The following is a 26,440-nucleotide window of genomic DNA, read 5'->3' on the forward strand; positions in this document are numbered from 1 at the left end:
ATTAATTATTAGATAGAATCTTAAATTCTTTAATTGATAATGATACTGCCAAAAAAGTCCATTATGTTAATAACATAAAAAACTACCCCATCATTATTTTTAATCTTCATAAATAAATCATCATAATTATAATTAACATTATTAACATTTACTAATTCATTATAATGTTTAATCCGAAAACATCACCAACAATAAAAATGAGAATTATTTTGAAGTTTTGCAATGTAACCAGCTTGTAAATTATTATTAGATTGTAATTCTGAACCACACCCATAACATATCATCGCGATCATTTTAACGATTTAAAAAATTATTAAAGGTTCAGAATTATTTCAAGGAGTTTCTAAAATTTTAATTATATTAGCAAATTTAGGATGATAAAGAATACTACACAAACTATCAAACCCTAAATTACCATAACCAATATTCTCGTGGTGGTCTTTATGGGAACCTTTAATATTTTTAAAATCATTAAGATGAATAACAAATAATTTATCCAAACCAATTATCTTATCAAATTCTTCAATAACTTGTTCTAAATTATTAACTAAATCATAACCCGCATCATTCAAATGACAAGTATCCCGACAAACACCAACTAAATATGAATATTTAACACCCCGAATAATTGTTTGTAATTGCAAAAAGTTAATTCCTAATTCACTACCTTTACCTGACATTGTTTCTGAAGCAATTTTAATATTTTGATTAGGTTCCAACACCACTTCCGGGATGCAATACGATATATTTAGCACCAATTGCTAAAGAACGATTGATTTCTGTTTTTAAAAACTCCTTAGCTAGCAGATAAGTATTAGGATTAATATTATTAGCTAAATTAATAATATAGGGTGCATGAATAATAACATTATTAATATCTAAATCATGGTTTTCTAATCCTCGTTTAAATTCATCAATTTTTAACTGGTCTAAGGGTTTTTTTCTTATATTTTGAGGCGCTCCCATATAAAAAACATCACGGCATTAGTTCGATAACTAATAGCCTCATTTAATGCTCCTGCTGGATAATCAGGATTTTTCATTGATACACGACAACCTAATATTAATTTATTTTTCATCAACATAATCACCTTTATATTTTAAGTTATATGCAAATTATACTATAAATTATTTTCTTATCTTACATAAAGTAGGTCGCGTTTAGTTTTCTTAGGTATTTTTAAAAAAAGAAAAAATAATCATTTACTATAAATTATTTCAATATGCAAATTAAGTATATATTTCTTATGTAGATTTTTGTTGTAAAAAATTATTTTAATGTTGGTTTTATAAGCACTTTACTTAGGTTTTATAACCTTTTATTAAGATTATGTTTATTAATATTAAATATTTTGTTTTATTACTTATTTTTCAAATAAAAAGGTAATCAATTTTTAGTTGTTTTTCTTTCAAAATTATTTAAACCCTTCCCTACCTAACAAAACTTTATGTGTCCTAAGAGCGAATAACCTTACTTCTTAAAACTTTTCTTACGATATTTTTGAATAACTTTTTTAACTTCTTCTTTTCTTTGTTTTTTATAACCTGGTTTAATTGGTTGAGAATGATACTTGGAGATAACTTTTTGTAAATCATTTAATGACGCTTGGGGAATATTTTTAATAACCTTCTTTGCTGGTTTCTTAATTTTTTCATTTCATAATGTAAAATTAATTCCCTTTTTAGTTAAATATGCGATCCCCTCTTCATCTGACGAATCATAAAATAAATAAGAATATCCATGATATTTTCCTCTACCTGTTCTTCCTGCGCGATGAAAATAATATGTTAAATCATACGGTAAATTTAATGAAATAACATGTGAAACTCCAGGTAAATCAATACCTCTTGAAGCAATATCGGAGCAAACAACAAATTTAAATTCAAGATTATTAATTCGTTTTAGCATTTTAATGCGTTCACGCGATTTTAAACTACTATGAATTTGTCCGACTTTAATATTTTGTTCTTGTAACAAATCAAGAACTTGGTCCATATCTTCTTTTTTATTAACAAAAATTAAACATAAAAATGGATCAACTGTTGTTAAAAGATTTTTCAAAATTTCAATCCGATTACGATATCGGGTTTTAACTAAAAAATGTTCAATATTTGTTTGAATTTTATAATCACTTAAATTAAAAATTGTCGTATTTTTTAAATATTTCTTTAAAAAATTTTGTAATTCATTATTAATAGTTGCTGAAAATACCATAAATTGTGTATTTGAAGCAAGTTTCGATAATAAAAAATCTACTTCATTAACAAAATCTAAATCAAAAACCATATCTACTTCATCCAAAACAACCATCTTACTAGTAGTTAAAGCTAACGCTTGTTCATCAATCATTCGCTTTAATCTTGTTGGTGTTCCAATAACTAAATGCGGATAATTAGTATTAAACTTTTGCTTTTGTTGCTCTAAATCTTGACCACCAATTAAATTAGCAATTTTCAAATTAGGATTACTTTTAATAAATTTTTGAATAACATTATATATTTGTATCGCTAACTCTCTTGTTGGTACGATTATAATCGCTTGCGTCTTGTTAATTGTTGGATTAATTTTACTTAAAACTGCTAATAAATAACCAACAGTTTTTCCGGTTCCTGTATTGGCACTAACAATAACATTTCGCCCCTTAACCATTAAAGGCAACATCTTCTTTTGAATATTTGTTGGAGCAACAAATTTTAATGAATCAATTGTTGCTAACACTTCATTACTTAAACCAATATCTTGAAATCTCATTATTACCGCCTCTAAATAGTTTTAATAAAAACTATTATTTTTTTTCAAATCAAAAGTAATTATAACACAAAATAAAAGCGCAGAGAATTTACTCTACCTATCGTTCATTAGGAAATCACAATATATTTTTATAAACTAATTAACTATGTAATATACCACAGACTTATGACAAACACAAGAGGGTTTTTAAAAAGGGTTGCGTTTAGTTTTCTTAGTTATTGCTTTGAAGAAGTAAAACAATCAGCTAATTATATTATTTAATTACTAAACTAACCCTGCCTTTCTTGTTATTGTCATTTTATTCGTTATGATTTTATCATATTATTGAATTTTTACACAATAAAAATTATTAATTATTATTAAATTTTCACTAATTATCTAAATTTATGTTTTCTATATTTATTCGTATATACAATAATACCTTTATTAATTCAACTATCATCATTTTTCTTATTATATTTATTTCATAATGAAGTTTTATATATTTCTTTTCTGATTTCTATTTCTTAATTAATATTTTCATTAATATAATGTAATACATTTAATTTGTTTAAATTTGCCATTCTTAAATGTAATAGATTATTTAAATTATTATGATTATATATTTTTGCTTCACACCCTAATTGTTGTTTTACCAAACGCGATACATCACTTTTAATGCTACAACCGATATTTTATTCTAAATTTTGATGATGAATACCATGTTTATTATTACTGAAATAATTACTCGCCTTTCTTAAATTTATTTTAATATCTTTATTTAATTCATTTTTAGCAATATTACGAATGTTTTTGATTAATTATTGACGATTTCCATCCTTATATAATTTAATTCAACTATTTAGTGTTACTTTACGATTTTCAAAAATAATATTAAATGCAGCTTGTTTTAATTTTTTAATAGCATGATAACCATCTAAAATATATCTAACATTATCAAAACTATTGGTAATTCCTCTAATTCAAGTATCACCATCGCCACAAATAATTATTTTGTCATAATTAATATTTACATAATTTTTTTGTAATTCCTTAATTAATAAATCACGATAATCCATCGTATTTATTCGTTTGCCAACTTTTAAAATTAGAAAATGACCTCGTTTGTTTTCTAATTCTCTACGAGCATTTTTGTATTTTTTTTCTTTATGTCCGGTATGAAAAGTAACTAAATGAATTCTTTGGTCTTGTTTAACTTTATGATCTAATGTCGCTAAAAAGGTCTCATCTAGTTGAATATATAAATCCTTATTTTTGACATTAATTCTAGTTTTAGTTTCTTTTTCTGCTAGTTGAAAATATTCGGCAATATCGTATTTATTTAAAATATTTGAAATACTACCTTTTTAAATATAACAATGATTTAGAGCATCTAAAACATCGCGATAGCGTTTGCCGCCACCCAGAAGACTTAAAACTTTAAATTGGACATCAAAATAAATGCGTTGTTTGGGCAATAAACCAATTTCTTTATCTAGTAAACATACATATTCAAATTTACCTGATTTTTGATTTCAATATTTATATCGGCGTCGTTTAAAAGTAACATTACCAAAAATTGTAATAATTGTTCTTAAAGCAAAATGAACTACTTTATAACCTTGTTTTAACCGATAATGATATTTATATAAGTATTCATCTAATTTCTCATATTCGTTAGCTAATTGTTTACATTTATTGGTGTACATATTTTTATGGGTTGTAAATAAACTAAATCAATGCTTATTTTCAGCGTTTTTTAAATTATTATTAATTTCTAACATAAAAATCGCCTTTCCTGGTAGTAATTTTAACAAAGTTAAATTTTGTTAGTTTATTTTTCTTTTTTAAAGGTAAATATTTTTCTAGAAGTAGTATTTAATATTTTAGATTTGGTATATAACCTTTAATTTTATCTACTATTTTGATAATATTATTTCCTAGGTGAAGTACAAATGTTAGATAAATACAAAGATAAAAATGAATTTTATAGTTTAGTAGGCTAAAATGTTATAGTTATGTACCAAGTCTTTTGAAAAAATGATAGAAATTCTTATTTGATGATTTATAATTAATTTGTATTAATTAAATTGTAAAAATTTAAGAAATAGTTGGGTGATCTATAAAAATTTATTAATTAGTAAAAATTCATGAAAGGAATTTGATTAATATGAAAAAATTACTTAGTTTATTAAGCACAATAACAATGGCCGGAAGCGGAATGTTAGGAATTGTCGGAAACGCTCCAACTTCAGAAAAAAGTGAAATCAGTTATTTAAAAACAAGAACTTGAGAATAATAAAAAAATAAGTAAATTTAAAAGAAATATTAATAATTTAAATTTAATAAATTCTTATTTTATTAATAAAGATAATTTTAATGTTAGACAAATTAATGAAATAACAAGATCATTTAATCATATTGCTATTTTTTCAAATACTGTTGGTACAACCGTAGCTAATAGTCTTTATTTTGCAACAAACGATGGCCTTTATTTTATGGGAGCAGATTGAAGAGTCCAAAAAATAAATGGTATAAATGAAGCAGTTATTTTTTTTACAATTTCACCAATAAGTGGTAATGCATTTGCAATAACTAAAACAGGAAAATCTTATTTTATTAGTAATACACCTGGTGATTATGGTGCTAGAAAAATTATTGAAATATCAGGATTTATTAATTCTATATCTGTTTATCAAAATGATATTTCTGATAGCGTAAAAGCTAATAGTCTTTATTTCGCAACAGATGATGGCCTTTATTTTATGCATGATGATAATTCATGAAAACCACATAAAATAAATGGTATAAATGAAGCAGTTAGTTCTATTATAATTGAACAAAAAAGTGGTAATGCATTCGCAATAACTAAAACAGGAAAATCTTATTTTATTAATAAAGATAATTTTAATGTTAGACAAATTAATGAAATAACAATATCAGTTAATCATATTGCTATTTTTTCAAATACTGTTGGTACAACCATAGCTAATAGTCTTTATTTTGCAACAAACGATGGCCTTTATTTTATGGGAGCAGATTGAATTATTATAATTGAACAAAAAAGTGGTAATGTATTTGCAATAACTAAAAATAAAATGCTTTTAAATATTATTCAAATAAATAATTTAAGGTTTAATAACATTATTAATGATGAAATTATTTTAAATGAATTAAATTATTTAAATCCTGATTTAGATATATCACAGTTAGAAATTATTAATAAAACAGAGACATCAGTTACAATTAAAATAAAAGACAATGGTAAATATTTTGGTGAAGTTACTGTTAATTATAAAATTAAAAATAAAGAAGAAATTAATGCTATTAATTTAAATGAATTAATTAAAAAAGCATCATTTTTTAAATTTCGAGATGAAAATCCAAATTTAATATTTAAAGAAACAAATTATGTTGATACTAATAATTTAAATTTTTCAGATATTGAAATAACAAAAAAAAGAAAATTCATTTTCATGATCTAATGTTCCTAAAAATGTATGTTCCGATAGAGAAATTGCCAATAAAAATCCAAATACAAGATCATTTAATGTACCTGCTTGTGAATATAATTCAAAATCAAAATTAGTATTTCAAATTACAACAGGATTAACTAAAACAAAACAAGAAAATAAATTAAATGGTTGAAACATAAATTATGATGATGAAATGAAATTAACAGATTTTACAAATATAAATAATAAAAATTCTGAAATCATTAATGTATTATCAAATGAATTTGATTTATCAAACACAAATAAACAAGAACAAGAAATGATTTTAAGTATTTTTAAAAGGAACCCGCTGATAAATTTGAACTTAACCCGAATGAAAAATTAAAAATTACTTATCCAGTAATAATAATTCAATCTGAAATTATATTAAATTTAAAACAAAAAATTACAGGAAATATTACTGCCAAAATAATTGATGATAACAATAAAGAACAAATAGTTACATTATCAATTACAGAAGTAATGCAAATTTTAAAAAAATATAGTTTATTACCCAATGAAATTACTATAGATAAAAACAATGATAAAATAACATTTAACGGTGAAGCATTTTTTTCATCATAAAGAGAAGGGCCGGTGAGAACAAATACAGTTACTACTATAGTATAAGGTTTTATAAAAACGATATTAGCTATTTAGAATAATAACTTTAATTGAAACAAGCACAACAAGTTTAAATTTCTTATAAAAACAAGAAAAATATTCAAACCAGTAATTAATTAAAATTACTGGTTTCTTATTTTGTTAAAATAGAAAAAATGAAAAAGTTGTTTAGTTATTTAAGGGTATTGTCATAATGAAAAACCATCTTTCTTATAAAGAAATCTTAACATTTTATATATTTTTATTAATTAAATAATGAATTAATTGTTGTCTTTTTTTGTATTAAATTTTTTAATATGAAATTTGTTTGAACCGGGATAACTATATTCTTGTATTGTTATTTTTACATCTTTAATTTTTTTAGCAGTATAAAAATATTCAATATTTGTTTTTTGAAAATCTTTATCAAAAAATTCTCTTTCTTCTGGGGTGCTGTTTTCTTTTTTATAATTATAAATTTCTTTAATTTCTTTAAATACCGTTTCATTGGTAAAGACAGCAAACCCTCTGGTATTTTCTCCATAATTTTTTATTTCCAAAGGTAATTGCTCTTTTACTGAGTCAATATTAATATATACTGGGTCATCGCCTTTTTTATACAATGATTGTAAATAACTGTTATTTATTTCTGAAAATTTTAAGTCATATTTTTTATATTGAGTTTCTCTTTTATTTCTAACTGGTTGCACTGCCGTTTTCTCGTTGTTAATGTTTTGAGGAATGGTAAAAATGTTATTGAAACTAATAATTAATACGGTAAATATTTTCATAAACATTTTTATCACTCCTTTTTAAAATATTTTATTTTTCATTGTTTTTTTAGTTTTGATTTTTTTAATAAGTCATTCAATACCACAATTTATAATTACAGCTATTGTCATGCACATATATATCTAAATACCCTAGTATCATAAGTGAAATTAATGCTTCAAATTTTTCATATAATAATTTCAAATCATTAATTTCCAATTTTAAAAATGAAATGAAAAAGATATTAATCATAAAAATGTAAGATACAATTCTCCATCAATATTTTTTTAAAGAATTAATTAATTTGTTTCATTTCATTTTTCAAAGCTCTTTTTGCTTTAATTTTTTGAATAATAAAGCGGATTAATTTTTCAAATTTAATTGCAAAATATATTGCCCTGCCTCATCAAAAAACAAATATTCCTGCGAGCATAATACCACTATTGAACTTGACAAAGAAATCAACCATCTATTTATTCATAAAATCATTAAATTCAGCACTTGTTCCGGTTATTCATTTAGTATCGATTACTGTTAATGCACAAGTTAATAAACTTATAAAGATGAAAATAATACTTAATGATACTTTTAACAACTGTTTTTTAAAATAATTTTTAATCCTTAATTTTAATGGCATTTTTTCTTTTGAATTATCTTTTTTAAATAATTTTATTAAAATCTTTTTCATTTTAATTCTCCTTTCATATTTTTTTATCGTCCTTTAATCACAATAAATAAGGCAATAAGTACACAAGTAATGCCAAGAATGGTAAAAATTGGGTGTTGCGAAAATGTTCGTGCCATTGGTTTAAATAGTTCTAAAATTGTTAAATTACTAGTAATAAATTTTTGAAAATTGGTAAGGCCTTTGCTAATATAGTTTGTTAAAGTTTCAAAATGACTACCAGCCAATAATCCAAGAATAATTGCCATAAGAAATTCTACAGCCTGCGTTAAGAATAAAGGAAATATTAGTTGAATTTTTTTTCCTGGTACTTCTAAACTTCAAATTAAGTCAAAGACTTTATAAAGCATTTGGGCGAGAAAGTCGGCCATTTTTGCGAGATTTTCCATTTTTTATTGTTCCTTTTCTTTCATTTTTCTTAAAAATTTGCTAAATTTATCCATTTTTAAGTATTCCAAATCTTCTAAATCAATTGCTATGTCGGCATAGTATTTATCTTTATAGTCGGGAGTTACTTTTGAATTTAAGTAATCTCTTAAAAATGCTAAGTAAAGAGAATTGTGGGTGTTAAGTATTGGTAGAGGAATTTTTAGTTTAAAAAAATAAATATCAAGTTCAGGAATATCACGATATTTAATGTGACGACCTTTTTTACTATTTTTAGCATCAATTAAGGTGTTTCGTCAGCGTTCATATTCTTCAATGCTCGTAAAGGTGCCATAGATGACTTTTAAGTAGGGACGAAAAATATTAACTGGTTTTTTACGAATTCCCACAATCACATTATTAGCAATATCACGAACTTTAACTAAAATATGTTTATCTCTTTGACCGCTAGCAATCACAATATGACCAAAATGGCGCGCCAGAGCAAAATACTCTTGAATACCAGTTTCTTCATTTTTGGTATTATTTTTTTCTCAATCAGTTCCTTCTAAAAATAAGTTGGTTTCATCTCACAAAAGTAAGGTTTTGTCTGGCAATACTGGATAATCAAAGTCTAACAATCCCATATGCCCTAAACTTAATTTTTGGGTTTCTAGTAATGGAAATGTTGATGCGATATGATATTTTTTCTTTTTTAGTAATTTTGATGCGTATACTAGAAAAGCGGTTTTTCCAGTTCCTAATGAACCAATAACAATATTTAATGGTGAGTTTTTTAAGAAGTTAATAACTTTGTTAATTTGTGTTAAATTACCGATTTTAAAAATAAAAATTAAAATACAACCTGCTAAAAATAAATAGCTTACAATGTTCTTAAAATAACCGTTGTAAATATATCAAATTGCTCCGCAATGTCATAAAATTAAAAATGAGGTGCGATTCAATTCAATAAAATGGTTATTTTTTTCTATTATTCATTTGCAAAATTTCATCTTGCGCCTCACTTTATTTTTTTGTTAGCGGACCGCTCCAAGTAATTTTTCAAACATTTTAAAGCAAATAAAGAATATTGCCAAAATAAATGGAAAAATGAATATTCAGTAATCAGCAAAGAAGCTACCGACTTGTGGCATATTAACAGCAATAATTTCCCACATTTTAGCAAACGCTGTTATAATCGCATTTCATAATTTAGTCATTGCGTCACTAGCTGTTATCTTTGTTACTGCTGGTGCTTCTGTTAAGAAAGTTCCAATCATATAATCACCCCCTTTCTTTTTAAAACATTCATCATTTATATTCAAAGTTTTTCTTAAATTTGTTAAAACCACGATTAACCTTAACGCGATTGTATTTTTTCCTAATTAATTTTGAATTTCTTTGGGAATGCATCACGATTTAACTTCTTGACATTAATTTTGCCTCTATCTAAATACTGATATGGTTTTTCAAAGTAGCATTAAAATAAATCACACCATAATCGCTGTTAAGAATCAAAAAGCAATGTTTGCTATTAAAAGTCAAAGTGGTGCTTCGGTTAATTTAATTTCTTTACCACCAGTAATGTGAGCCGGAATAGTTGTAATTTGAATAAATAAATCTCAGAAAGTTTGTTTAATTTGTTCTCAATTAAATTCTTTTAAGTTTATTGTCATTTTTTATCTCCCAAAAATCATTTTTATTGGTAAATACATAATTGAAATTAGTGTGAAAAGAAAATTAATGATAATAATTAATCCGGCAATAAACGCAACTTGTGCAGGCATTTTTTCTATCGGAATAAACAGCTCTAAGAATTCCGTGATAATTTCTCAAAACATTACTTTTTACCAGCGCTATTGTTTTTTGAATTAGGAGCTTTAATTCATTCTTCAAAGCGAGCAATAAATACTTTTCCGTCTTTTGTAAAATTACCAGAATTATTTTTAATGGCATTTTTATATTTAATTCGCATTTTTATTTTGGCATAAATTTTATAAGCAAAATATGCCGATAGCATTATGCTGATAATTATAAATATTAGTCCAATCGCGATATTCATTTTTAAGCTCCTTTAAAATAGTTATAATTTATATCTTTTTTGTTGTTTTTTTTGGCAATGAAGAAGCCGAATAATTCTTGCCCCTTAATTAATTTGATTTCATTTTCTTTTTGATTAATTGAGATTACTTGATACTCACTATCTTTAATTATTCCAATGCAAATTGAATTCTCATATTGTCCTTTATAAACAAATCGCTTTGCAAACCAAATGCCGATTTGTTCATTAAATCACGGAATTTTTGGGGCTTTAATAAAAATTGCGTTTTGTGTTTCTTTTAAGAGATATTTTTTATTATTTAAGAAAATGTTTTCAATGTTTTTCATAGTAAACTACCTTTCTTATAAATAAACTAAGTTATATTAACTAAGTTGTTAGTTAACTTAGTTTTTTAAACACTTATATATCGCAGATTTAAGTGTTTAACAAGCTTTGTTAGTAAATTTTGTTTTTTAATTAGATAAAAATTTTAATAATTTTAAACTTAGCATATCCCCTATATAGAAATTTCTACACTTTAACATCCGCATCCTGCCCTTGGAACTAATTTAATAGCGTGTATATTTTTAGGAAATCCACCCATTCATTTTTTTATTGCAAAACGAAACAAATTGCTATAGCTAATAGGGTGTTATCTATTAACTGGTAAACTTCTTTTGGTTATGGCGACCACCCACAATTTATCGTGTTTTAATACATACCAACATTATTAACCATTGTTTTATGATTACGATATTTTAATTTGGTGTATTTAGAAACCAAATTATTTTTGATCATAAGGAATCTGATTTTTCGACGTGATAAGATCATATCTTTTCTCATTAAAACAGCTTTAATTTTACGAGCACCATAAATTTTACGACTTTTATTAAATGCACTGATAACTTCTTCTTCATAATTATTAATATCGTACTTAACACAATTATTAGTTTGATAATAATATGTTGATTTTGCTATTTTTAATATTTGACACATTTTTAGCACGGAATATTTTTCTTTATTATTGTTAATTAATTCCTATTTTTTGCCAATTATCAGTGCTGCTTGCTTTAAAATGTCATTTTCCATTCGTAATTGTCGGTTTTCTTTTCGCAAGTAAATTAATTCATTTTTTTCGACAGTGCGATTATCTTGCACTTTAAATTACCCAAAATTATTAAAATTTTCAATTCACTGAATATACGGCTGATTTTGAAATTCCGTATTCTTTAATAATTTCAACAATGCTTTTTCCGTTTTGATAAAGCATGACAATTTGTTTTTTAAATTCATTTGAATACGAGTTTTTCCTCATTTTTATCTTCCTACTTTCTTAATAATTTTATTTTATTTGAAAGTCCACATAAATATGGTCCAACTTATTGTAACCTATCCATTTCATACTGGACATAAAGAAAAAAATTATAAAAATACTCGTAGAGAACCAGAAAACAAACAAGGTCATTTTATAATGTTAAAAGTTGGTAAACGAATAAATACGATGGATTATCGTGATTTATTAATTAAAGAATTACAAAAACATTATGTAAATATTAATTATGACAAAATAATTATTTGTGGCAATGGCGATACTTGAATTAGAGAAATTGCCAATAGTTTCGGTAATGTTAGATATATTTTAGATGGTTATCACGCTATTAAAAAGTTAAAACAAACTGCATTTAATATTATTTTTGAAAATCGTAAAGTAACACTAAATAGTTGAATTAAATTATATAAGGATGGAAATCATCAAGAATTAATCAAAAACATTCGTAGTAGTTTTGCTAAAAATGAATTAAATAAAGATATTAAAACAAATTTAAGAAAGGCGAGTAATTATTTCATTAATAATAAACAAGGTATTCATAATCAAAATTTAGAATGAAATATCGGCTGTAGCATTGAAAGTGATGTATCGCATTTGGTAAAACAACAATTAGGATGTGGAACAAAAATATATAATCATAAGAATTTAAATAATCTATTACATTTAAGAATGGCAAATTTAAACAAATTAAATGTATTACATTATATTAATGAAAATATTAATTAAGAAATAGAAATCAGAAAAGAAATATATAAAACTTCATTATGAAATAAATATAATAAGAAAAATGATGATAGTTGAATTAATAAAGGTATTATTGCATATACGAATAAATATAGAAAACATAAATTTAGATAATTAGTGAAAATTTAATAATAATTAATAATTTTTTGTTTTAATTTTGTAGAAAACTCTTGATAAAATAAAAAAAATCATCAACTTGATAATTTTAAAAGGCTTTTATGTAAAATTACTATTTTTACTTTAATTTTTTATACATTAAAATATAATACCGCTGTTTGTTGGTTTGGAGTTAAACCCTTATGTTGGTATTTTCATTTTCAGAGATTTAAATAATTTTGAATATTAGTAAAACCTAAAACATGATAATGAATTAAGGCTTCTTTAAGACTAGATTGTAATTTACTGATTTTATTTAAGTTACGATAACTAGCTCCAGGATTAATTGTTGTTTTAGTTACACATAAAGTAGAATTTGTTTGTTTTGCTACTAAAAAATATAATTTTTGCATATCAGAAGTAATAATTGAATTTTGGTTAATTAATTCTTTGTTCATATTTTCAATAACTCATTGTTTTTGTAAACGTTTGGTGTTTGTGGATTTAACATAAATATTGTTATTATTATCAACTGCCATTTTAATACAGCATTTAGTATTAGTTGCGAATGGATCAAGGTAAATTCTTCGTGGATCAGTTTTATGTTTGAAATTTCCTTTATAAATTTCTTTAATAAATGTTTCATCGATTTGGATTTTACCAGATAATTTTTTAAATTTTAATTGGGTATTTTCTAATTGTTTTGATTTCATTAATTTTTGACGATTATATCAATAAGTTTTTAATGTAGTTTTAATAAAACGAGAAATTGTTTTACTAGATTGCCCCAGCAATGAAATTTGAATCAATAAATTTCATTGTTCATAATTTAAATGACTTCAATAAATAAAATAATTACGGAAAGCACCAAAACTTGCGCGGCAATTTTTACATAAATATTTTTGTTTTCCTTCTGAATTATGTCCATTTTTAACGCGATGGTAAGATTCACATTTAGGGCATTTAATACCTTGTGCTCTAAATTTTTGATCAATTTCATTTAAACGTTTTTGTTTTTTTATTAATTCTGCTTTTTGTTTGACTTTCTCATAAAATTCTAAAAATTGATCATCTGTTAAAGTATTTACTAGTTCTTGAATTATTTTTTCCATAATTATTATCCACCTCTATCACATTAAAAATATACCTAAAATTAATTATATTCAATAAATATCAAGAGTTTTCTACAAAATTAATAGGTTCTTTTAATAATAGTTTATATGTTGGTGTTAATTATGGAACAAGTAGCAGTAAACTCTTTAAAGAAAGTACAATCGGTAATTTTACTGAATTAATTAATTTTGATAAAAATATTAATGATATGATTTTTGTTAACTTGTTCGCAGGAATTAGAAATTTAGTATTTTATAATAATAATTTTTATGCTAGTAATTTTGCTGGTGTTATATTTAAAATTAATCTTAATGGTAGTTTTTATGAATTTGATAATTTTAATAGCAATTTAATTATAATATTAGAAGTAGTGGATGATTATCTGTATGCATTGACAACGGCAGCGCCATTTTTCTTTACAGCGAAAGAAAATAATAAATTAAGTTTAGCGGAAAATGTTCTTAATAAGTTTTGAAAAACAAAATTAATTTAAAATTTGTAATATTAATTTTCGTGTCATTTTTAATTTTGTAGAAAACTTTTGATAAAATAAAAAAAATCATCAACTTGATAATTTTAAAAGGCTTTTATGTAAAATTACTATTTTTAATTTAATTTTTTATACATTAAAATATAATACCGCTGTTTGTTGGTTTGGAGTTAAACCCTTATGTTGGTATTTTCATTTTCAGAGATTTAAATAATTTTGAATATTAGTAAAACTTAAACCATGATAATGAATTAAGGCTTCTTTAAGACTAGATTGTAATTTACTGATTTTATTTAAGTTACGATAACTAGCTTCAGGATTAATTGTTGTTTTAGTTACACATAAAGTAGAATTTGTTTGTTTTGCTACTAAAAAATATAATTTTTGCATATCAGAAGTAATAATTGAATTTTGGTTAATTAATTCTTTGTTCATATTTTCAATAACTCATTGTTTTTGTAAATGTTTGGTGTTTGTGGATTTAACATAAATATTGTTATTATTATCAACTGCCATTTGAATACAGCATTTAGTATTAGTTGCGAATGGGTCAAGGTGAATTCTTCGTGGATCAGTTTTATGTTTGAAATTCCCTTTATGAATTTCTTTAATAAATGTTTCATCGATTTGGATTTTACCAGATAATTTTTTAAATTTTAATTGGGTATTTTCTAATTGTTTTGATCTCATTAATTTTTGACGATTATATCAATAAGTTTTTAATGTAGTTTTAATAAAACGAGAAATTGTTTTACTAGATTGCCCCGGCAATGAAATTTGAATCAATAAATTTCATTGTTCATAATTTAAATGACTTCAATAAATAAAATAATTACGGAAAGCACCAAAACTTGCGCGGCAATTTTTACATAAATATTTTTGTTTTCCTTCTGAATTATGTCCATTTTTAACGCAATGGCAAGATTCACATTTAGGGCATTAAATACCTTGTGCTCTAAATTTTTGATCAATTTCATTTAAACGTTTTTGTTTTTTTATTAATTCTGCTTTTTGTTTGACTTTCTCATAAAATTCTAAAAATTGATCATCTGTTAAAGTATTTACTAGTTCTTGAATTATTTTTTCCATAATTATTATCCACCTCTATCATATTAAAAATATACCTAAAATTAAGTATATTCAATAAATATCAAGATTTTTCTACAAAATTAAAACAATTTTTTGATTTGGTGTAGTAAAAAAATAGTTTTGGAGTTTTAGAAATGAAAATGTGAGTTAGCGGGGGCGAACCACCTAAAAATTATTGTCGAAAGTTTATATATTCTATTAATAAAAAAACTGGATTAGAACAAAAAATTTGAGCGTCTAAATCTGCAGTTGAATCTGTTAGAACTGATTTAGTCGGTGATAATTGACTTTGTGTTGATATTGCATATTAAAAGATTAGAAAATTAAGGAGAAAAGAAAGATGAGTATATTTGGATTAGTATTTTTTACAATTTTAACATTATTATTAGTGGTATGGCAACCCTTTTTTGGACACTTTTTATGTAGACTGTCATTTTCTAAATTCAACAGGCGTTAAATAATTTAAACTGCCATGTATTCTACGATTATTGTATCAATTAACAAAATCAAATAATTCGCATTTTAATTGTGTTAAATTTTCAAATTCTTTACCCTTGATAAATTCCGTTTTAAAAGTTTTGTAAGTTGTTTCAGCCACAGCATTGTCATAAGGATAACCCTTCGCATTCAATGATCTTTTAATATTAAAGGTTATTAAAATTTCATCAATGATTTTATTTTTGAACTCATTACCACGATCAGTATGAAATAAAGTTATTTTATTTAATGGTCGTGTTATTTTATGAAAAGCTTGTTGAACTAGTTCAGCGGTTTTGTTTGGTCAGACACTATAGCCAATTATTTATCGATTAAACAAGTCAATTAATAAACAAATATAATGTCATTTTCCTCCAACTTGCACATATGTTAAATCACTAACAACAACTTCATTAGGTTTTTTGTTATTAAATTGACGATTTAAAACATTACTAATTTGGTTATTATTAACCATTGTTTTATGATTATGATATTTTAATTTGGTGTATTTAGAAACCAAATTATTTTTGATCATAAGGAATCTGATTTTTCGACGTGATAAGATAATATCTTTTCTCATTAAAACAGCTTTAATTTTACGAGCACCATAAATTTTACGACTTTTATTAAATGCACTGATAACTTCTTCTTCATAATTATTAACATCATACTTAACACAATTATTAGTTTGATAATAATATGTTGATTTTGCTATTTTTAATATTTGACACATTTTTAGCACGGAATATTTTTCTTTATTATTGTTAATAATTCCTATTTTTTGCCAATTATCAGTGCTGCCTGCTTTAAAATGTCATTTCCCATTCGTAATTGTTGGTTTTCTTTTCGCAAGTAAATTAATTCATTTTCTTCGACAGTGCGATTATCTTGCACTTTAAATGACCCAAAATTATTAAAATTTTCAATTCACTGATATACGGCTGATTTCGAAAACCCGTATTCTTTAATAATTTCAACAATGCTTTTTCCGTTTTGATAAAGCATTGTTGAAATTATTAAATTCATTTGAATATGAGTTTTTCCCATTTTTATCTTCCTACTTTCTTAATAATTTTATTTTATTTGAAAGTCCAAATAAGTATAGTCCAACTTATTGTAACCTATCCAATTTTCAATTTTTTCACAAACAACTAAACTATTTGTACTTGTTTCAATTAAAGTTATTGTTCTGAATAGCTAATATCGTTTTTATAAAACCTTATACTATAGTAGTAATTGTATTTGTTCTTACTGCCCCTTCTCTTTCTGATGAAAAAAATGCTTCACCGTTAAATGTTATTTTATCATTGTTTTTATCTAAAGTAATTTCATTGGGTAATAAACTATATTTTTGTAAAATTTGCATTACTTCTGTAATTGATAATGTAACTATTTGTTCTTTATTGTTATAATCAATTATTTTAGCAGTAATATTTCCTGTAATTTTTTGTTTTAAATTTAATATAACTTTAGATATAATTATTCTTACTGGATAAGTAATTTTTAATTTTTCATCGGGATTAAGTTCAAATTTATCAGCGGGTTCCTTAAAAATACTTAAAATCATTTCTTGTTCTTGTTTATTTTTGTTTGATAAATCAAATTCATTTGATAATACATTAATGATTTCAGAATTTTTATTATTTATATTTGTAAAATCTGTTAATTTCATTTCATCATCAGAATTTATGTTTCAACCATTTAATTTATTTTCTTGTTTTGTTTTAGTTAATCCTGTTGTAATTTGAAATACTAATTTTGATTTCGAATTATATTCACAAGCAGGTACATTAAATGATCTTTTATTTGGAGTTTTATTGATAATTTCTCTATCAGAACATACATTTTTAGGAACATTAGATCATGAAAATGAATTTTCTTGTTTTGTTATTTCAGTATTTGAAAAATTTAAATTATTAGTATCAATATATTTTATTTCTTTAAATTTTAAATTAGGGCTTTCATCACGAAACTTAAAAAATACTGCTCTTTTAATTAATTCATTTAAATTAATAGCATTAATTTCATCTTTATTTTTAATTTTATAATTAACAGTAACTTCACCAAAATATTTACCATTGTCCTTTGCTTTAATTGTAGCTGATGTATCTGTTTTATTAATAATTTCTAATTGTGATATATCTAAATCAGGATTTAAATAATTTAATTCATTTAAAATAATTTCATCATTAATAATGTTATTAAATCTTAAATTATTTATTTGAATAATAATATTTAAAAGCATTTTAGTTTTAGTTATTGCAAATGCATTACCACTTTTTTGTTCAATTATAATAGAACTAACTGCTTCATTTATACCATTTATTTTATGTGGTTTTCATAAATTATCATCATACATAAAATAAAGGCCATCATCTGTTGCAAAATAAAGACTATTAGTTTCTACGCTATCAGAAATATCATTTTGATAAACAGATATAGAATTAATAAATCCTGATATTTCAATAATTTTTCTAGCACCATAATCGCCAGGTGTATTACTAATAAAATAAGATTTTCCTGTTTTAGTTATTGCAAATGCATTACCACTTATTGGTGCAATTGTAACAAAAATAACTGCTTCATTTATACCATTTATTTTTTGGACTCTTCAATCCGCTCCCATAAAATAAAGGCCATCGTTTGTTGCAAAATAAAGACTATTAGCTATGGTTGTACCAACAGTATTTGAAAAAATAGCAATATGATTAACTGATATTGTTATTTCATTAATTTGTCTAACATTAAAATTATCTTTATTAATAAAATAAGATTTTCCTGTTTTAGTTATTGCAAACGCATTACCACTTTTTTGTTCAATTATAATAGAACTAACTGCTTCATTTATACCATTTATTTTATGTGGTTTTCATGAATTATCATCATGCATAAAATAAAGGCCATCATCTGTTGCGAAATAAAGACTATTAGCTTTTACGCTATCAGAAATATCATTTTGATAAACAGATATAGAATTAATAAATCCTGATATTTCAATAATTTTTCTAGCACCATAATCACCAGGTGTATTACTAATAAAATAAGATTTTCCTGTTTTAGTTATTGCAAATGCATTACCACTTATTGGTGCAATTGTAACAAAAATAACTGCTTCATTTATACCATTTATTTTTTGGACTCTTCAATCTGCTCCCATAAAATAAAGGCCATCGTTTGTTGCAAAATAAAGACTATTAGCTACGGTTGTACCAACAGTATTTGAAAAAATAGCAATATGATTAACTGATCTTGTTATTTCATTAATTTGTCTAACATTAAAATTATCTTTATTAATAAAATAAGAATTTATTAAATTTAAATTATTAATATTTCTTTTAAATTTACTTATTTTTTTATTATTCTCAAGTTCTTGTTTTTCATAAGGACTATTGGCGACGACCCCTGCCATTCCGCCGCTCGTCATTGTTATTGCACTTAATAAACCAAGTAATTTTTTCATATTAATCAAATCCTTTTCATGAATTTTTGCTAATTAATAAATTTTTATAGTAATCACTCGGACCTTTTTTAAATTTTTACAATCTAATTAATACAAATTAATCATAAACTATCAAATAAAAATTTCTATAATTTTTTCAAAATATTGAATACTAATTATAGAAAAATATTTATCTTTAAAAAAGAAAAATAAATTAACTAAATTTAACTTTGTTAAAATTGCTCTACCAAGAAAGGTGATTTTTTATGTTAGAAATTAATAATAATGTAAAAATCTTAGAAAACAAGCATTGATTCAGTTTATTCGCAACCCATAAAAATATGTACATCAATAAATGTGAACAATTGGCTAATGAATATGAAAAATTAGATGAATACTTATATAAATATCATTATCGGTTAAAACAAGGTTATAAAGTAGTTCATTTTGCATCAAGAACAATTATTACAATTTTTGGTGAAGTTATTTTTAAACGACGCCGATATAAATATTGAAATCAAAAATCAGATAAATTTGAATATGTATGTTCACTAGATAAAGAAATTGGTTTATTGCCCAAACAACGCATTTATTTTGATGTCCAATTTAAATTTTTAAGTCTTTTGGGGTGATTGTAAAAGCTATCGTGATGTTTTAGATGCTCTAAATCATTGTTATATTTCAAAAGCTACTATTTCAAATATTTTAAATAAATACGATATTGCTGAATATTTTCAACTAGCAGAAAAAGAAACTAAAACTAGAATTGATGTCAAAAATAAGGATTTATATATTCAGCTAGATGAAACATTTTTAGCGACATTGAATAAGAAAGTTAAACAAGACCAAAGAATTCGTCTAGTTACTTTTCACACCGGACATAAAGAAAAAAATTACAAAAATGCTCGTAGAGAATTAGAAAACAAACGAGGTCATTTTCTAATGTTAAAAGTTGGTAAACGAATAAATACTGGTATGGCCATCCTTTTTTGGACACTTTTTATGTAGACTGTCATTTTCTAAATTCAACAGGCGTTAAATAATTTAAACTGCCATGTATTTTAAGATTATTGTATCAATTAACAAAATCAAATAATTCGCATTTTAATTGTGTTAAATTTTCAAATTTTTTACCCTTGATAAATTCCGTTTTAAAGGTTTTGTAAGTTGTTTCAGCCACAGCATTGTCATAAGGACAACCCTTCGCGCTCAATGATCTTTTAATATTAAAGGTTATTAAAATTTCATCAATGATTTTATTTTTGAACTCATTACCACGATCAGTATGAAATAAAGTTATTTTATTTAATGGTCGTGTTATTTTATGAAAAGCTTGTTGAACTAGTTCAGCGGTGTTGTTTGGTTCGGCACTATAGCCAATTATTTCTCGATTAAACAAGTCAATTAATAAACAAATATAATGTCATTTTCCTCCAACTTGCACATATTTTAAATCACTAACAACAACTTCATTAGGTTTTTTGTTATTAAATTGAAGATTTAAAACATTACTAATTTGGTCATTATTAACCACTGTTTTATGATTACGATATTTTAATTTGGTCTATTTAGAAACCAAATTATTTTTGATCATAAGTAATCTGATTTTTCGACATGATAAGATAATATCTTTTCTCATTAAAACAGCTTTAATTTTACGAGCACCATAAATTTTAGGGCTTTTATTAAATGCACTGATAACTTCTTCTTCATAATTATTAACATCATACTTAACACAATTATTAGTTTGATAATAATATGTTGATTTTGCTATTTTTAATATTTGACACATTTTTAGCACGGAATATTTTTCTTTATTATTGTTAATAATTCCTATTTTTTGCCAATTATCAGTGCTGCTTGCTTTAAAATGTCATTTCTCATTCGTAATTGTTGGTTTTCTTTTCGCGAGTAAATTAATTCATTTTCTTCGACAGTGCGATTATCTTACACTTTAAATGACCCGAAATTATTAAAATTTTCAATTCACTGATATACGGCTGATTTTGAAACCCCGTATTCTTTAATAATTTCAACAATGCTTTTTCCGTTTTGATAAAGCATGACAATTTGTTTTTTGAATTCATTTGAATATGAGTTTTTCCCCATTTTTATCTTCCTACTTTCTTAATAATTTTATTTTATTTGAAAGTCCAAATAAATATGGTCCAACTTATTGTAACCTATCCACCGTTTGTTTATTAAATCACGGAATTTTAGGTGCTTTAATTAAAATTGCGTTTTGCTTTTCTTTTAAGAGATATTTTTTAGTATTTAAGAAGATGTTTTCAATGTTTTTCATAGTAAATTACCTTTCTTATTTGTTATAAACTAAGTTATTTAACTAAGTTTTTTAAACATTTATATATCGCAGATTTGAATGTTTAACGATTTTTGTTAGTAAACTTCGTTTACTAATTAACTTAGTTTGATTTTATGGGTGCAAAAAAATATAAGGCATAATTAAAAATAATAAGTGTTAATTTAACCTATGTAATATACCACAGACTTATGACAAACACAAGAAGTTTTTTAAAAAAGGAATGATAAATTTAAAATAATGCAGAAAATTTTTAAAAATAATTTATAATGAAATTCCAGGATAAAGAAATTGCAGATTAGTTTTTGGAGAAAGGATGTTGATTATTCGATAAATTTTTACTGATTAATAAAATTTATGAAAGTAATTTGATGTTAATGAAAAAATTACTAGGAATCTTAGGAACTATAACAATAGCAGGAAGCGGAATGTCAGGAATCATCGGAAACGCTCCAACTTCAGCAAAAAGTGAAATCAATCATTTAAAAACAAATAATTTAAAAAATTTAGATAAAAAAGTTTATTTGATTGAAGATAAACCAAACAATTATGATGCTATAGAAATTAGCGAAATAAAAGGTCAAGTTAATGATATTGCAATCCATGACAGAAACGTTGCTTCTACAATTGCTGGTGCTACTTATTTTGCAACAGATGATGGATTATATTTTAAATCAAGACCTTCATCAAATTTAATTAAAATTAATGGAATAAATAACAAGGTTAATCGCATTATAATTTCTCAATCAACAGGAGAAGCTTATGCAATATCTGCAAATAAAAAAGTTTATTTGATTGAAGATAAACCAAACAATTATGATGCTATAGAAATTAGCGAAATAAAAGGTCAAGTTAATGATATTGCAATTCATGACAGAAACGTTGCTTCTACAGTTGATGGCGCTACTTATTTTGCAACAGATGATGGATTATATTTTAAATCAAGACCTTCATCAAATTTAATTAAAATTAATGGAATAAATAACAAGGTTAATCGCATTATAATTTCTTAATCAACAGGAGAAGCTTATGCAATATCTGCAAATAAAAAAGTTTATTTGATTGAAGATAAACCAAACAATTATGATGCTATAGAAATTAGCGAAATAAAAGGTCAAGTTAATGATATTGCAATCCATGACAGAAACGTTGCTTCTACAGTTGCGGGTGCTACTTATTTTGCAACAGATGATGGATTATATTTTAAATCAAGACCTTCATCAAATTTAATTAAAATTAATGGAACAAATAACAAGGTTAATGGCATTATAATTTCTCGTTCAACAGGAGAAGCTTATGCAATATCTGCAAATAAAAAAGTTTATTTGATTGAAGATAAACCAAACAATTATGATGCTATAGAAATTAGCGAAATAAAAGGTCAAGTTAATGATATTGCAATTCATGACAGAAACGTTGCTTCTACAGTTGCTGGTGCTACTTATTTTGCAACAGATGATGGATTATATTTTAAATCAAGACCTTCATCAAATTTAATTAAAATTAATGGAATAAATGAAACAGTTATTTCTATTATAATTGAACAAAAAAGTGGTAATGTATTTGCGATAACTAAAACTAAAATGCTTTTAAATATTATTATTCAAATAAATAATTTAAGGTTTAATAACATTATTAATGATGAAATTATTTTAAATGAATTAAATTATTTAAATCCCGATTTAGATATATCACAATTAGAAATTATTAATAAAACAGATACATTGGCTACAATTAAAGCAAAAGATAATGGTAAATATTTTGGTGAAGTTACTGTTAATTATAAAATTAAAAATAAAGATGAAGCTAGTTCTATTGATTTAAGCGAATTAATTAAGAAAGCAATTTTCTTTAAATATAAAGACGCTAACAAAAATTCTAATGTAAAATTTAAAGAAATAAATTATATTGATATTAATAATTTAAATTTTTCAAATAATGAAATAACAAAAAAAGAAAATTCATTTTTATGATCTAATGTTCCTAAAAATATATGTTCTGATAGAGAAATTACCAATAAAACTCCGGATATAAGATCATTTAATGTACCTGCTTGTGAATATAATTCAAAATCAAAATTGGTATTTCAAATTACAACAGGATTAACTAAAACAAAACAAGAAAATAAATTAAATGGTTGAAGCATAAATTCTGATGATGAAATGAAATTAACAGATTTTACAAATATAAATAATAAAAATTCTGAAATTATTAATGTATTATCAAATGAATTTGATTTATCAAACACAAATAAGCAAGAACAAGAAATGATTTTAAGTATTTTTAAGGAATCCGCTGATAAATTTGAACTTAATCCCAACGAAAAATTAAAAATTAATTATTCAGTAAGAATAGTTAAATCTGAAATTATATTAAATTTAAAGCAAAAAATTATGGGAACAATTACTTCTAAAATAATTGATGATAGTAATAAAGAACAAATATTTACATTACCAATTACAGAAGTAATGCAAATTTTACAAAATCATGGTGTATTACCAAGTGAAATTACTATAGATAAAAACAATGATAAAATAACATTTAATGGTGAAGCATTTTTTTCATCAGAAATAGAAGGGCCAGTAAGAACAAATGCAGTTACTACCATAGTATAAGGTTTTATTAAAAAATATTTATTTTTTAGGAGCAATCAGTTTAATTGGAACAAGAACAACAAATTTAATTTTTTGTGAAAAATAAAAAAATATTCAAACCAGTAATTAATTAAAATTACTGGTTTTTTATTTTGTCAAAATAAAAAAATGTTTCAAGGCTTGAAATGGAGTTTTAGTGTTTAAAGATAAATGACGACGTTCAAAGTTGTAATAGTAATAATATTGATTTAAGAAATGTTGAAGTTCATTTTGATTTAGTTTTTTATCCTTAGCATAAAATAATTTGGTATAATGTTGATGGAATCGTTCAATTTTGCCATTTGATTGTGGCGAGCGAATCGGCGTGGTTTCGTGAACAATTCCATTTTTTGAAAGAAAGGTTGTAAAAGGCCTTTCTTTTACTTTGTATGTTTTTTTATTGCTTCAATTAGTAGTAGTAAATTCAGGGGCATTATCAGTACGAAGGCGTTTAATTGTTATGCCCAAGCGCGCTAAAATCTTTCATTGCTCTTTGCAGGGCATTGATTGCGTTATTGGTTCCTAAACTATCATAAACATAGCCAAATACTATGCGTGTCATTTCGTCAATGAAATCATAAATGTAATATTTTTTATCAACCGGAAAATTTGATGTGGTAATAATTTTGGCATCCATTTGTAAAAGACCAATCTCGGAGACTTCATAACGCTTAAAATGGCATTTTGTTTGTTTGATTTGCTGTTTTAATTCTTTTCAACGAGGGTCGGATTTAATTCAACGATAAAAAGTTTTGATATTTTTTGGAATTTTTGAATTTTCAACATCGTGAAAACCGATTTTTAAATTATTAAATAAAGACCACATTCCACCGGCTTGAAGATTTTTGTAATCAAAATATAAATCACATACTTTTTTGCGAGAATTTAAACTATATTGATAATTAAGATTTTGTGGCTTTGTAGTTTTAAACAATAACAAATTTAAATTGTCAGAATAATAAGCAGTCATAATTTTTTGTGCCCAACGATAAAAAGTTTTTGTTGCACCCTTAAAATATTTTTTAATAAGTTTTGTTAAAGTAGTTTCTTCAATATAAAAATAAGTACATAAATTTAAATAGGCAGTAATGCGTTTTTTATTTTTATAGTAATAAGGATTACGGCAATTAGCAATTAATCAGCTTTGTACTTTTGCTTTTAAATCTGCTAAATCAGCTTGGGAAATAATATATTTCATTTTTAAAATAATTAAATTAAGAAAACCGTATTTTTTGTAATACAATTTTCAAACATATTTATTAAAATTGCTAATTAATGAGGCATCTCGGCAGAGAAGGAAGTTATACTATAAGATAATCATATTGATTTAGTAAATGTTATCTTAACATTAATTATCTCAGAAATCTCATAACCAAAATATAAATCTAAATAACTAAAATCATCGTAAGTTTTTTTAACACCATTATTTTTATAAAAATTAATTCAATCTTTATTTTTATTACCAAGAGATAAACTAAAAATGCGAGTTTTTTTAATTTCAAGTGGTAAATCGATGTTATCTTGAAATTTAATTTTAGCCCCACCGCCAATTTTGCTGGGAATTAAAAAACTATTATAAATATTAGAAAATTCTAAATCATATTTTTTTAAATCATTGCTATTTTTATTACACCCAGAAATAAACATTATACATAATAAATTTAAAGCTGATAAAAATTTTCACATAAATAAAAATCCTCCTTTCAAAGGAATTATATTATAAAAAATAATGGCAATATTTAAGAGAACTTTTTTAATATCATTAATAAGATTGCTAACGGCACTACAAATTCAAACAACATTTGAAACGCCGGAATGACTTCAAACACCGGAAAGGCAGTTTTAGTAAAATTAATCGTTGTTTTAGCAATGTCAGCAATAGGGCGAATTAAAAGATTAATTCCAGAAAGACCAAGTAATCAATTTAGCACACTAACAGAGGCGTGTTGAATACCACAAGATATCGCACTAAATAAGCCTCAATAAGAACAATTAGGTGTTGGAATTAAGTCATCCAT

General features: G+C 24.3%; 37 protein-coding genes and 2 pseudogenes. 10 read left to right on the forward strand and 29 right to left on the reverse strand.

Features of this window, described 5'->3' with window-relative positions; translation table 4 throughout:
• Positions 1–29: 29 nt before the first annotated feature.
• The 7 genes from I5Q57_RS05860 to I5Q57_RS05885 form a co-directional block, all read right to left on the reverse strand.
• The gene (locus I5Q57_RS05860; protein ID WP_215825654.1) at positions 30–284 is read right to left on the reverse strand and encodes a hypothetical protein; all 255 of its coding nucleotides are present in this window, start codon (positions 282–284) and stop codon (positions 30–32) included.
• An 18-nt stretch (positions 285–302) separates the two neighbouring features.
• On the reverse strand, positions 303–719 hold the full coding sequence (locus tag I5Q57_RS05865; protein ID WP_215825655.1) for a deoxyribonuclease IV: 417 nt from the start codon (positions 717–719) through the stop codon (positions 303–305).
• On the reverse strand, positions 709–966 hold the full coding sequence (locus I5Q57_RS05870; RefSeq protein WP_215825656.1) for a TIM barrel protein: 258 nt from the start codon (positions 964–966) through the stop codon (positions 709–711). The genes I5Q57_RS05865 and I5Q57_RS05870 overlap by 11 nt, the downstream gene beginning before the upstream one ends.
• The gene (locus I5Q57_RS09710; protein ID WP_256444879.1) at positions 945–1,079 is read right to left on the reverse strand and encodes a hypothetical protein; all 135 of its coding nucleotides are present in this window, start codon (positions 1,077–1,079) and stop codon (positions 945–947) included. Before I5Q57_RS09710 ends, I5Q57_RS05870 begins: the two co-directional genes overlap by 22 nt.
• A 392-nt stretch (positions 1,080–1,471) precedes the next feature.
• Positions 1,472–2,752: a DEAD/DEAH box helicase gene (locus tag I5Q57_RS05875; RefSeq protein WP_215825657.1), complete on the reverse strand. Its 1,281-nt coding sequence runs from the start codon at positions 2,750–2,752 to the stop codon at positions 1,472–1,474.
• Positions 2,753–3,552: 800 nt separating this feature from the next.
• Positions 3,553–3,810, reverse strand: coding sequence for a UPF0236 family transposase-like protein (locus I5Q57_RS05880; RefSeq protein ID WP_215825658.1), 258 nt, complete (start codon positions 3,808–3,810; stop codon positions 3,553–3,555).
• 288 nt (positions 3,811–4,098) lie between these two features.
• Positions 4,099–4,515, reverse strand: coding sequence for a UPF0236 family transposase-like protein (locus I5Q57_RS05885; RefSeq protein WP_215825659.1), 417 nt, complete (start codon positions 4,513–4,515; stop codon positions 4,099–4,101).
• Positions 4,516–4,901: 386 nt separating this feature from the next.
• Here I5Q57_RS05885 and I5Q57_RS09715 point away from each other — a divergent pair, with 386 nt between their 5' ends.
• From I5Q57_RS09715 to I5Q57_RS05895, 3 genes are all read left to right on the forward strand, one after another.
• A complete protein-coding gene (locus I5Q57_RS09715) occupies positions 4,902–5,030 on the forward strand; it encodes a hypothetical protein (RefSeq protein ID WP_256444880.1) in 129 nt (42 codons plus the stop codon).
• A gap of 199 nt (positions 5,031–5,229) precedes the next feature.
• Positions 5,230–6,216 carry a hypothetical protein gene (locus I5Q57_RS05890; RefSeq protein ID WP_215825660.1) on the forward strand — a complete coding sequence of 329 codons (987 nt, stop codon included), beginning with the start codon at positions 5,230–5,232 and terminating at the stop codon, positions 6,214–6,216.
• Positions 6,217–6,400: 184 nt separating this feature from the next.
• Positions 6,401–6,571, forward strand: coding sequence for a hypothetical protein (locus I5Q57_RS05895; protein ID WP_215825661.1), 171 nt, complete (start codon positions 6,401–6,403; stop codon positions 6,569–6,571).
• 538 nt (positions 6,572–7,109) lie between these two features.
• On the opposite strand, the gene I5Q57_RS05900 is transcribed toward I5Q57_RS05895, so the two are convergent.
• The 11 genes from I5Q57_RS05900 to I5Q57_RS05950 all read right to left on the reverse strand — a co-directional run bounded on the left by I5Q57_RS05900 (position 7,110) and on the right by I5Q57_RS05950 (position 12,006).
• Complete coding sequence (locus I5Q57_RS05900; RefSeq protein ID WP_215825662.1) at positions 7,110–7,625, reverse strand: hypothetical protein; 516 nt, start codon at positions 7,623–7,625, stop codon at positions 7,110–7,112.
• 269 nt (positions 7,626–7,894) lie between these two features.
• Positions 7,895–8,068: a hypothetical protein gene (locus I5Q57_RS05905; protein ID WP_215825663.1), complete on the reverse strand. Its 174-nt coding sequence runs from the start codon at positions 8,066–8,068 to the stop codon at positions 7,895–7,897.
• The gene (locus I5Q57_RS05910) at positions 8,069–8,287 is read right to left on the reverse strand and encodes a hypothetical protein (RefSeq protein WP_215825664.1); all 219 of its coding nucleotides are present in this window, start codon (positions 8,285–8,287) and stop codon (positions 8,069–8,071) included.
• Positions 8,288–8,310: 23 nt separating this feature from the next.
• Positions 8,311–8,673: a hypothetical protein gene (locus I5Q57_RS05915; protein WP_215825665.1), complete on the reverse strand. Its 363-nt coding sequence runs from the start codon at positions 8,671–8,673 to the stop codon at positions 8,311–8,313.
• Positions 8,674–8,676: 3 nt separating this feature from the next.
• Complete coding sequence (locus I5Q57_RS05920; RefSeq protein WP_215825666.1) at positions 8,677–9,663, reverse strand: hypothetical protein; 987 nt, start codon at positions 9,661–9,663, stop codon at positions 8,677–8,679.
• A 24-nt stretch (positions 9,664–9,687) separates the two neighbouring features.
• Positions 9,688–9,930 carry a hypothetical protein gene (locus I5Q57_RS05925; RefSeq protein ID WP_215825667.1) on the reverse strand — a complete coding sequence of 81 codons (243 nt, stop codon included), beginning with the start codon at positions 9,928–9,930 and terminating at the stop codon, positions 9,688–9,690.
• Between the two features lie 165 nt (positions 9,931–10,095).
• Complete coding sequence (locus I5Q57_RS05930; RefSeq protein ID WP_215825668.1) at positions 10,096–10,326, reverse strand: hypothetical protein; 231 nt, start codon at positions 10,324–10,326, stop codon at positions 10,096–10,098.
• Positions 10,327–10,490: 164 nt separating this feature from the next.
• Entirely contained in the window at positions 10,491–10,712 is a 222-nt protein-coding gene (locus tag I5Q57_RS05935) for a hypothetical protein (RefSeq protein WP_215825669.1), read from the reverse strand.
• Between the two features lie 2 nt (positions 10,713–10,714).
• Positions 10,715–11,038, reverse strand: coding sequence for a hypothetical protein (locus I5Q57_RS05940; protein WP_215825670.1), 324 nt, complete (start codon positions 11,036–11,038; stop codon positions 10,715–10,717).
• A 364-nt stretch (positions 11,039–11,402) separates the two neighbouring features.
• Positions 11,403–11,687: an IS3 family transposase gene (locus tag I5Q57_RS05945; protein WP_215825671.1), complete on the reverse strand. Its 285-nt coding sequence runs from the start codon at positions 11,685–11,687 to the stop codon at positions 11,403–11,405.
• Positions 11,688–11,868: 181 nt separating this feature from the next.
• The gene (locus I5Q57_RS05950) at positions 11,869–12,006 is read right to left on the reverse strand and encodes a helix-turn-helix domain-containing protein (RefSeq protein ID WP_215825672.1); all 138 of its coding nucleotides are present in this window, start codon (positions 12,004–12,006) and stop codon (positions 11,869–11,871) included.
• A 54-nt stretch (positions 12,007–12,060) separates the two neighbouring features.
• Between I5Q57_RS05950 and I5Q57_RS05955 the strand changes: the two genes are divergently transcribed.
• Positions 12,061–12,747, forward strand: coding sequence for a UPF0236 family transposase-like protein (locus I5Q57_RS05955; RefSeq protein WP_215825673.1), 687 nt, complete (start codon positions 12,061–12,063; stop codon positions 12,745–12,747).
• A 266-nt stretch (positions 12,748–13,013) separates the two neighbouring features.
• On the opposite strand, the gene I5Q57_RS05960 is transcribed toward I5Q57_RS05955, so the two are convergent.
• Positions 13,014–13,973: an IS1/IS1595 family N-terminal zinc-binding domain-containing protein gene (locus I5Q57_RS05960; RefSeq protein ID WP_215825674.1), complete on the reverse strand. Its 960-nt coding sequence runs from the start codon at positions 13,971–13,973 to the stop codon at positions 13,014–13,016.
• A 209-nt stretch (positions 13,974–14,182) separates the two neighbouring features.
• On the opposite strand from I5Q57_RS05960, the gene I5Q57_RS05965 reads away from it, so the two are divergent.
• Entirely contained in the window at positions 14,183–14,467 is a 285-nt protein-coding gene (locus I5Q57_RS05965; RefSeq protein WP_215825675.1) for a hypothetical protein, read from the forward strand.
• 126 nt (positions 14,468–14,593) lie between these two features.
• Here I5Q57_RS05965 and I5Q57_RS05970 read toward each other — a convergent pair whose 3' ends face one another.
• Both I5Q57_RS05970 and I5Q57_RS05975 read right to left on the reverse strand, forming a co-directional pair.
• Complete coding sequence (locus I5Q57_RS05970; RefSeq protein ID WP_215825676.1) at positions 14,594–15,250, reverse strand: transposase; 657 nt, start codon at positions 15,248–15,250, stop codon at positions 14,594–14,596.
• Between the two features lie 153 nt (positions 15,251–15,403).
• Positions 15,404–15,553, reverse strand: a complete 150-nt coding sequence (locus I5Q57_RS05975) for a hypothetical protein (RefSeq protein WP_215825677.1) — start codon at positions 15,551–15,553, stop codon at positions 15,404–15,406.
• Positions 15,554–15,687: 134 nt separating this feature from the next.
• Between I5Q57_RS05975 and I5Q57_RS05980 the strand changes: the two genes are divergently transcribed.
• Positions 15,688–15,864: a hypothetical protein gene (locus I5Q57_RS05980; protein ID WP_215825678.1), complete on the forward strand. Its 177-nt coding sequence runs from the start codon at positions 15,688–15,690 to the stop codon at positions 15,862–15,864.
• A 107-nt stretch (positions 15,865–15,971) separates the two neighbouring features.
• Here I5Q57_RS05980 and I5Q57_RS05985 read toward each other — a convergent pair.
• Together I5Q57_RS05985 and I5Q57_RS05990 are read right to left on the reverse strand one after the other, a co-directional pair.
• Positions 15,972–17,032 (reverse strand): annotated as a pseudogene (locus I5Q57_RS05985) (IS3 family transposase); the annotation flags it as partial.
• Positions 17,033–17,249: 217 nt separating this feature from the next.
• Positions 17,250–19,490 (reverse strand): hypothetical protein, encoded by a 2,241-nt coding sequence (locus I5Q57_RS05990; protein ID WP_215825679.1) that lies wholly within the window; start codon positions 19,488–19,490, stop codon positions 17,250–17,252.
• A 245-nt stretch (positions 19,491–19,735) separates the two neighbouring features.
• Here I5Q57_RS05990 and I5Q57_RS09720 point away from each other — a divergent pair, with 245 nt between their 5' ends.
• Positions 19,736–20,107, forward strand: a complete 372-nt coding sequence (locus I5Q57_RS09720; protein ID WP_215825680.1) for a UPF0236 family transposase-like protein — start codon at positions 19,736–19,738, stop codon at positions 20,105–20,107.
• A gap of 55 nt (positions 20,108–20,162) precedes the next feature.
• Positions 20,163–20,477 carry a hypothetical protein gene (locus tag I5Q57_RS09725; RefSeq protein ID WP_256444934.1) on the forward strand — a complete coding sequence of 105 codons (315 nt, stop codon included), beginning with the start codon at positions 20,163–20,165 and terminating at the stop codon, positions 20,475–20,477.
• On the opposite strand, the pseudogene I5Q57_RS06005 reads toward I5Q57_RS09725, so the two are convergent.
• Both I5Q57_RS06005 and I5Q57_RS09730 read right to left on the reverse strand, forming a co-directional pair.
• Positions 20,470–21,578 (reverse strand): annotated as a pseudogene (locus tag I5Q57_RS06005) (IS3 family transposase). The gene I5Q57_RS09725 and the pseudogene I5Q57_RS06005 overlap by 8 nt on opposite strands.
• Positions 21,579–21,642: 64 nt before the next feature.
• Positions 21,643–21,771 carry a hypothetical protein gene (locus I5Q57_RS09730; RefSeq protein ID WP_256444881.1) on the reverse strand — a complete coding sequence of 43 codons (129 nt, stop codon included), beginning with the start codon at positions 21,769–21,771 and terminating at the stop codon, positions 21,643–21,645.
• A gap of 395 nt (positions 21,772–22,166) precedes the next feature.
• On the opposite strand from I5Q57_RS09730, the gene I5Q57_RS06010 reads away from it, so the two are divergent.
• Together I5Q57_RS06010 and I5Q57_RS06015 are read left to right on the forward strand one after the other, a co-directional pair.
• Complete coding sequence (locus tag I5Q57_RS06010; RefSeq protein ID WP_215825681.1) at positions 22,167–22,802, forward strand: hypothetical protein; 636 nt, start codon at positions 22,167–22,169, stop codon at positions 22,800–22,802.
• Positions 22,803–22,847: 45 nt separating this feature from the next.
• Positions 22,848–24,404: a hypothetical protein gene (locus tag I5Q57_RS06015; RefSeq protein ID WP_215825682.1), complete on the forward strand. Its 1,557-nt coding sequence runs from the start codon at positions 22,848–22,850 to the stop codon at positions 24,402–24,404.
• A gap of 126 nt (positions 24,405–24,530) precedes the next feature.
• Here the strand turns inward: I5Q57_RS06015 and I5Q57_RS06020 are convergent, their stop codons facing one another.
• From I5Q57_RS06020 to I5Q57_RS06035, 4 genes are all read right to left on the reverse strand, one after another.
• A complete protein-coding gene (locus I5Q57_RS06020) occupies positions 24,531–24,890 on the reverse strand; it encodes an integrase core domain-containing protein (RefSeq protein ID WP_215825683.1) in 360 nt (119 codons plus the stop codon).
• A complete protein-coding gene (locus tag I5Q57_RS06025; RefSeq protein ID WP_215825684.1) occupies positions 24,874–25,620 on the reverse strand; it encodes a hypothetical protein in 747 nt (248 codons plus the stop codon). The genes I5Q57_RS06020 and I5Q57_RS06025 overlap by 17 nt, the downstream gene beginning before the upstream one ends.
• Before the next feature lie 74 nt (positions 25,621–25,694).
• Positions 25,695–26,108 (reverse strand): hypothetical protein, encoded by a 414-nt coding sequence (locus I5Q57_RS06030; RefSeq protein ID WP_215825685.1) that lies wholly within the window; start codon positions 26,106–26,108, stop codon positions 25,695–25,697.
• Positions 26,109–26,161: 53 nt separating this feature from the next.
• Positions 26,162–26,440 (reverse strand): hypothetical protein, encoded by a 279-nt coding sequence (locus tag I5Q57_RS06035; RefSeq protein WP_215825686.1) that lies wholly within the window; start codon positions 26,438–26,440, stop codon positions 26,162–26,164.

The organism is Spiroplasma endosymbiont of 'Nebria riversi' (assembly GCF_018831625.1).
Taxonomy (GTDB): Bacteria; Bacillota_I; Bacilli_A; order Mycoplasmatales; family Nriv7; genus Nriv7.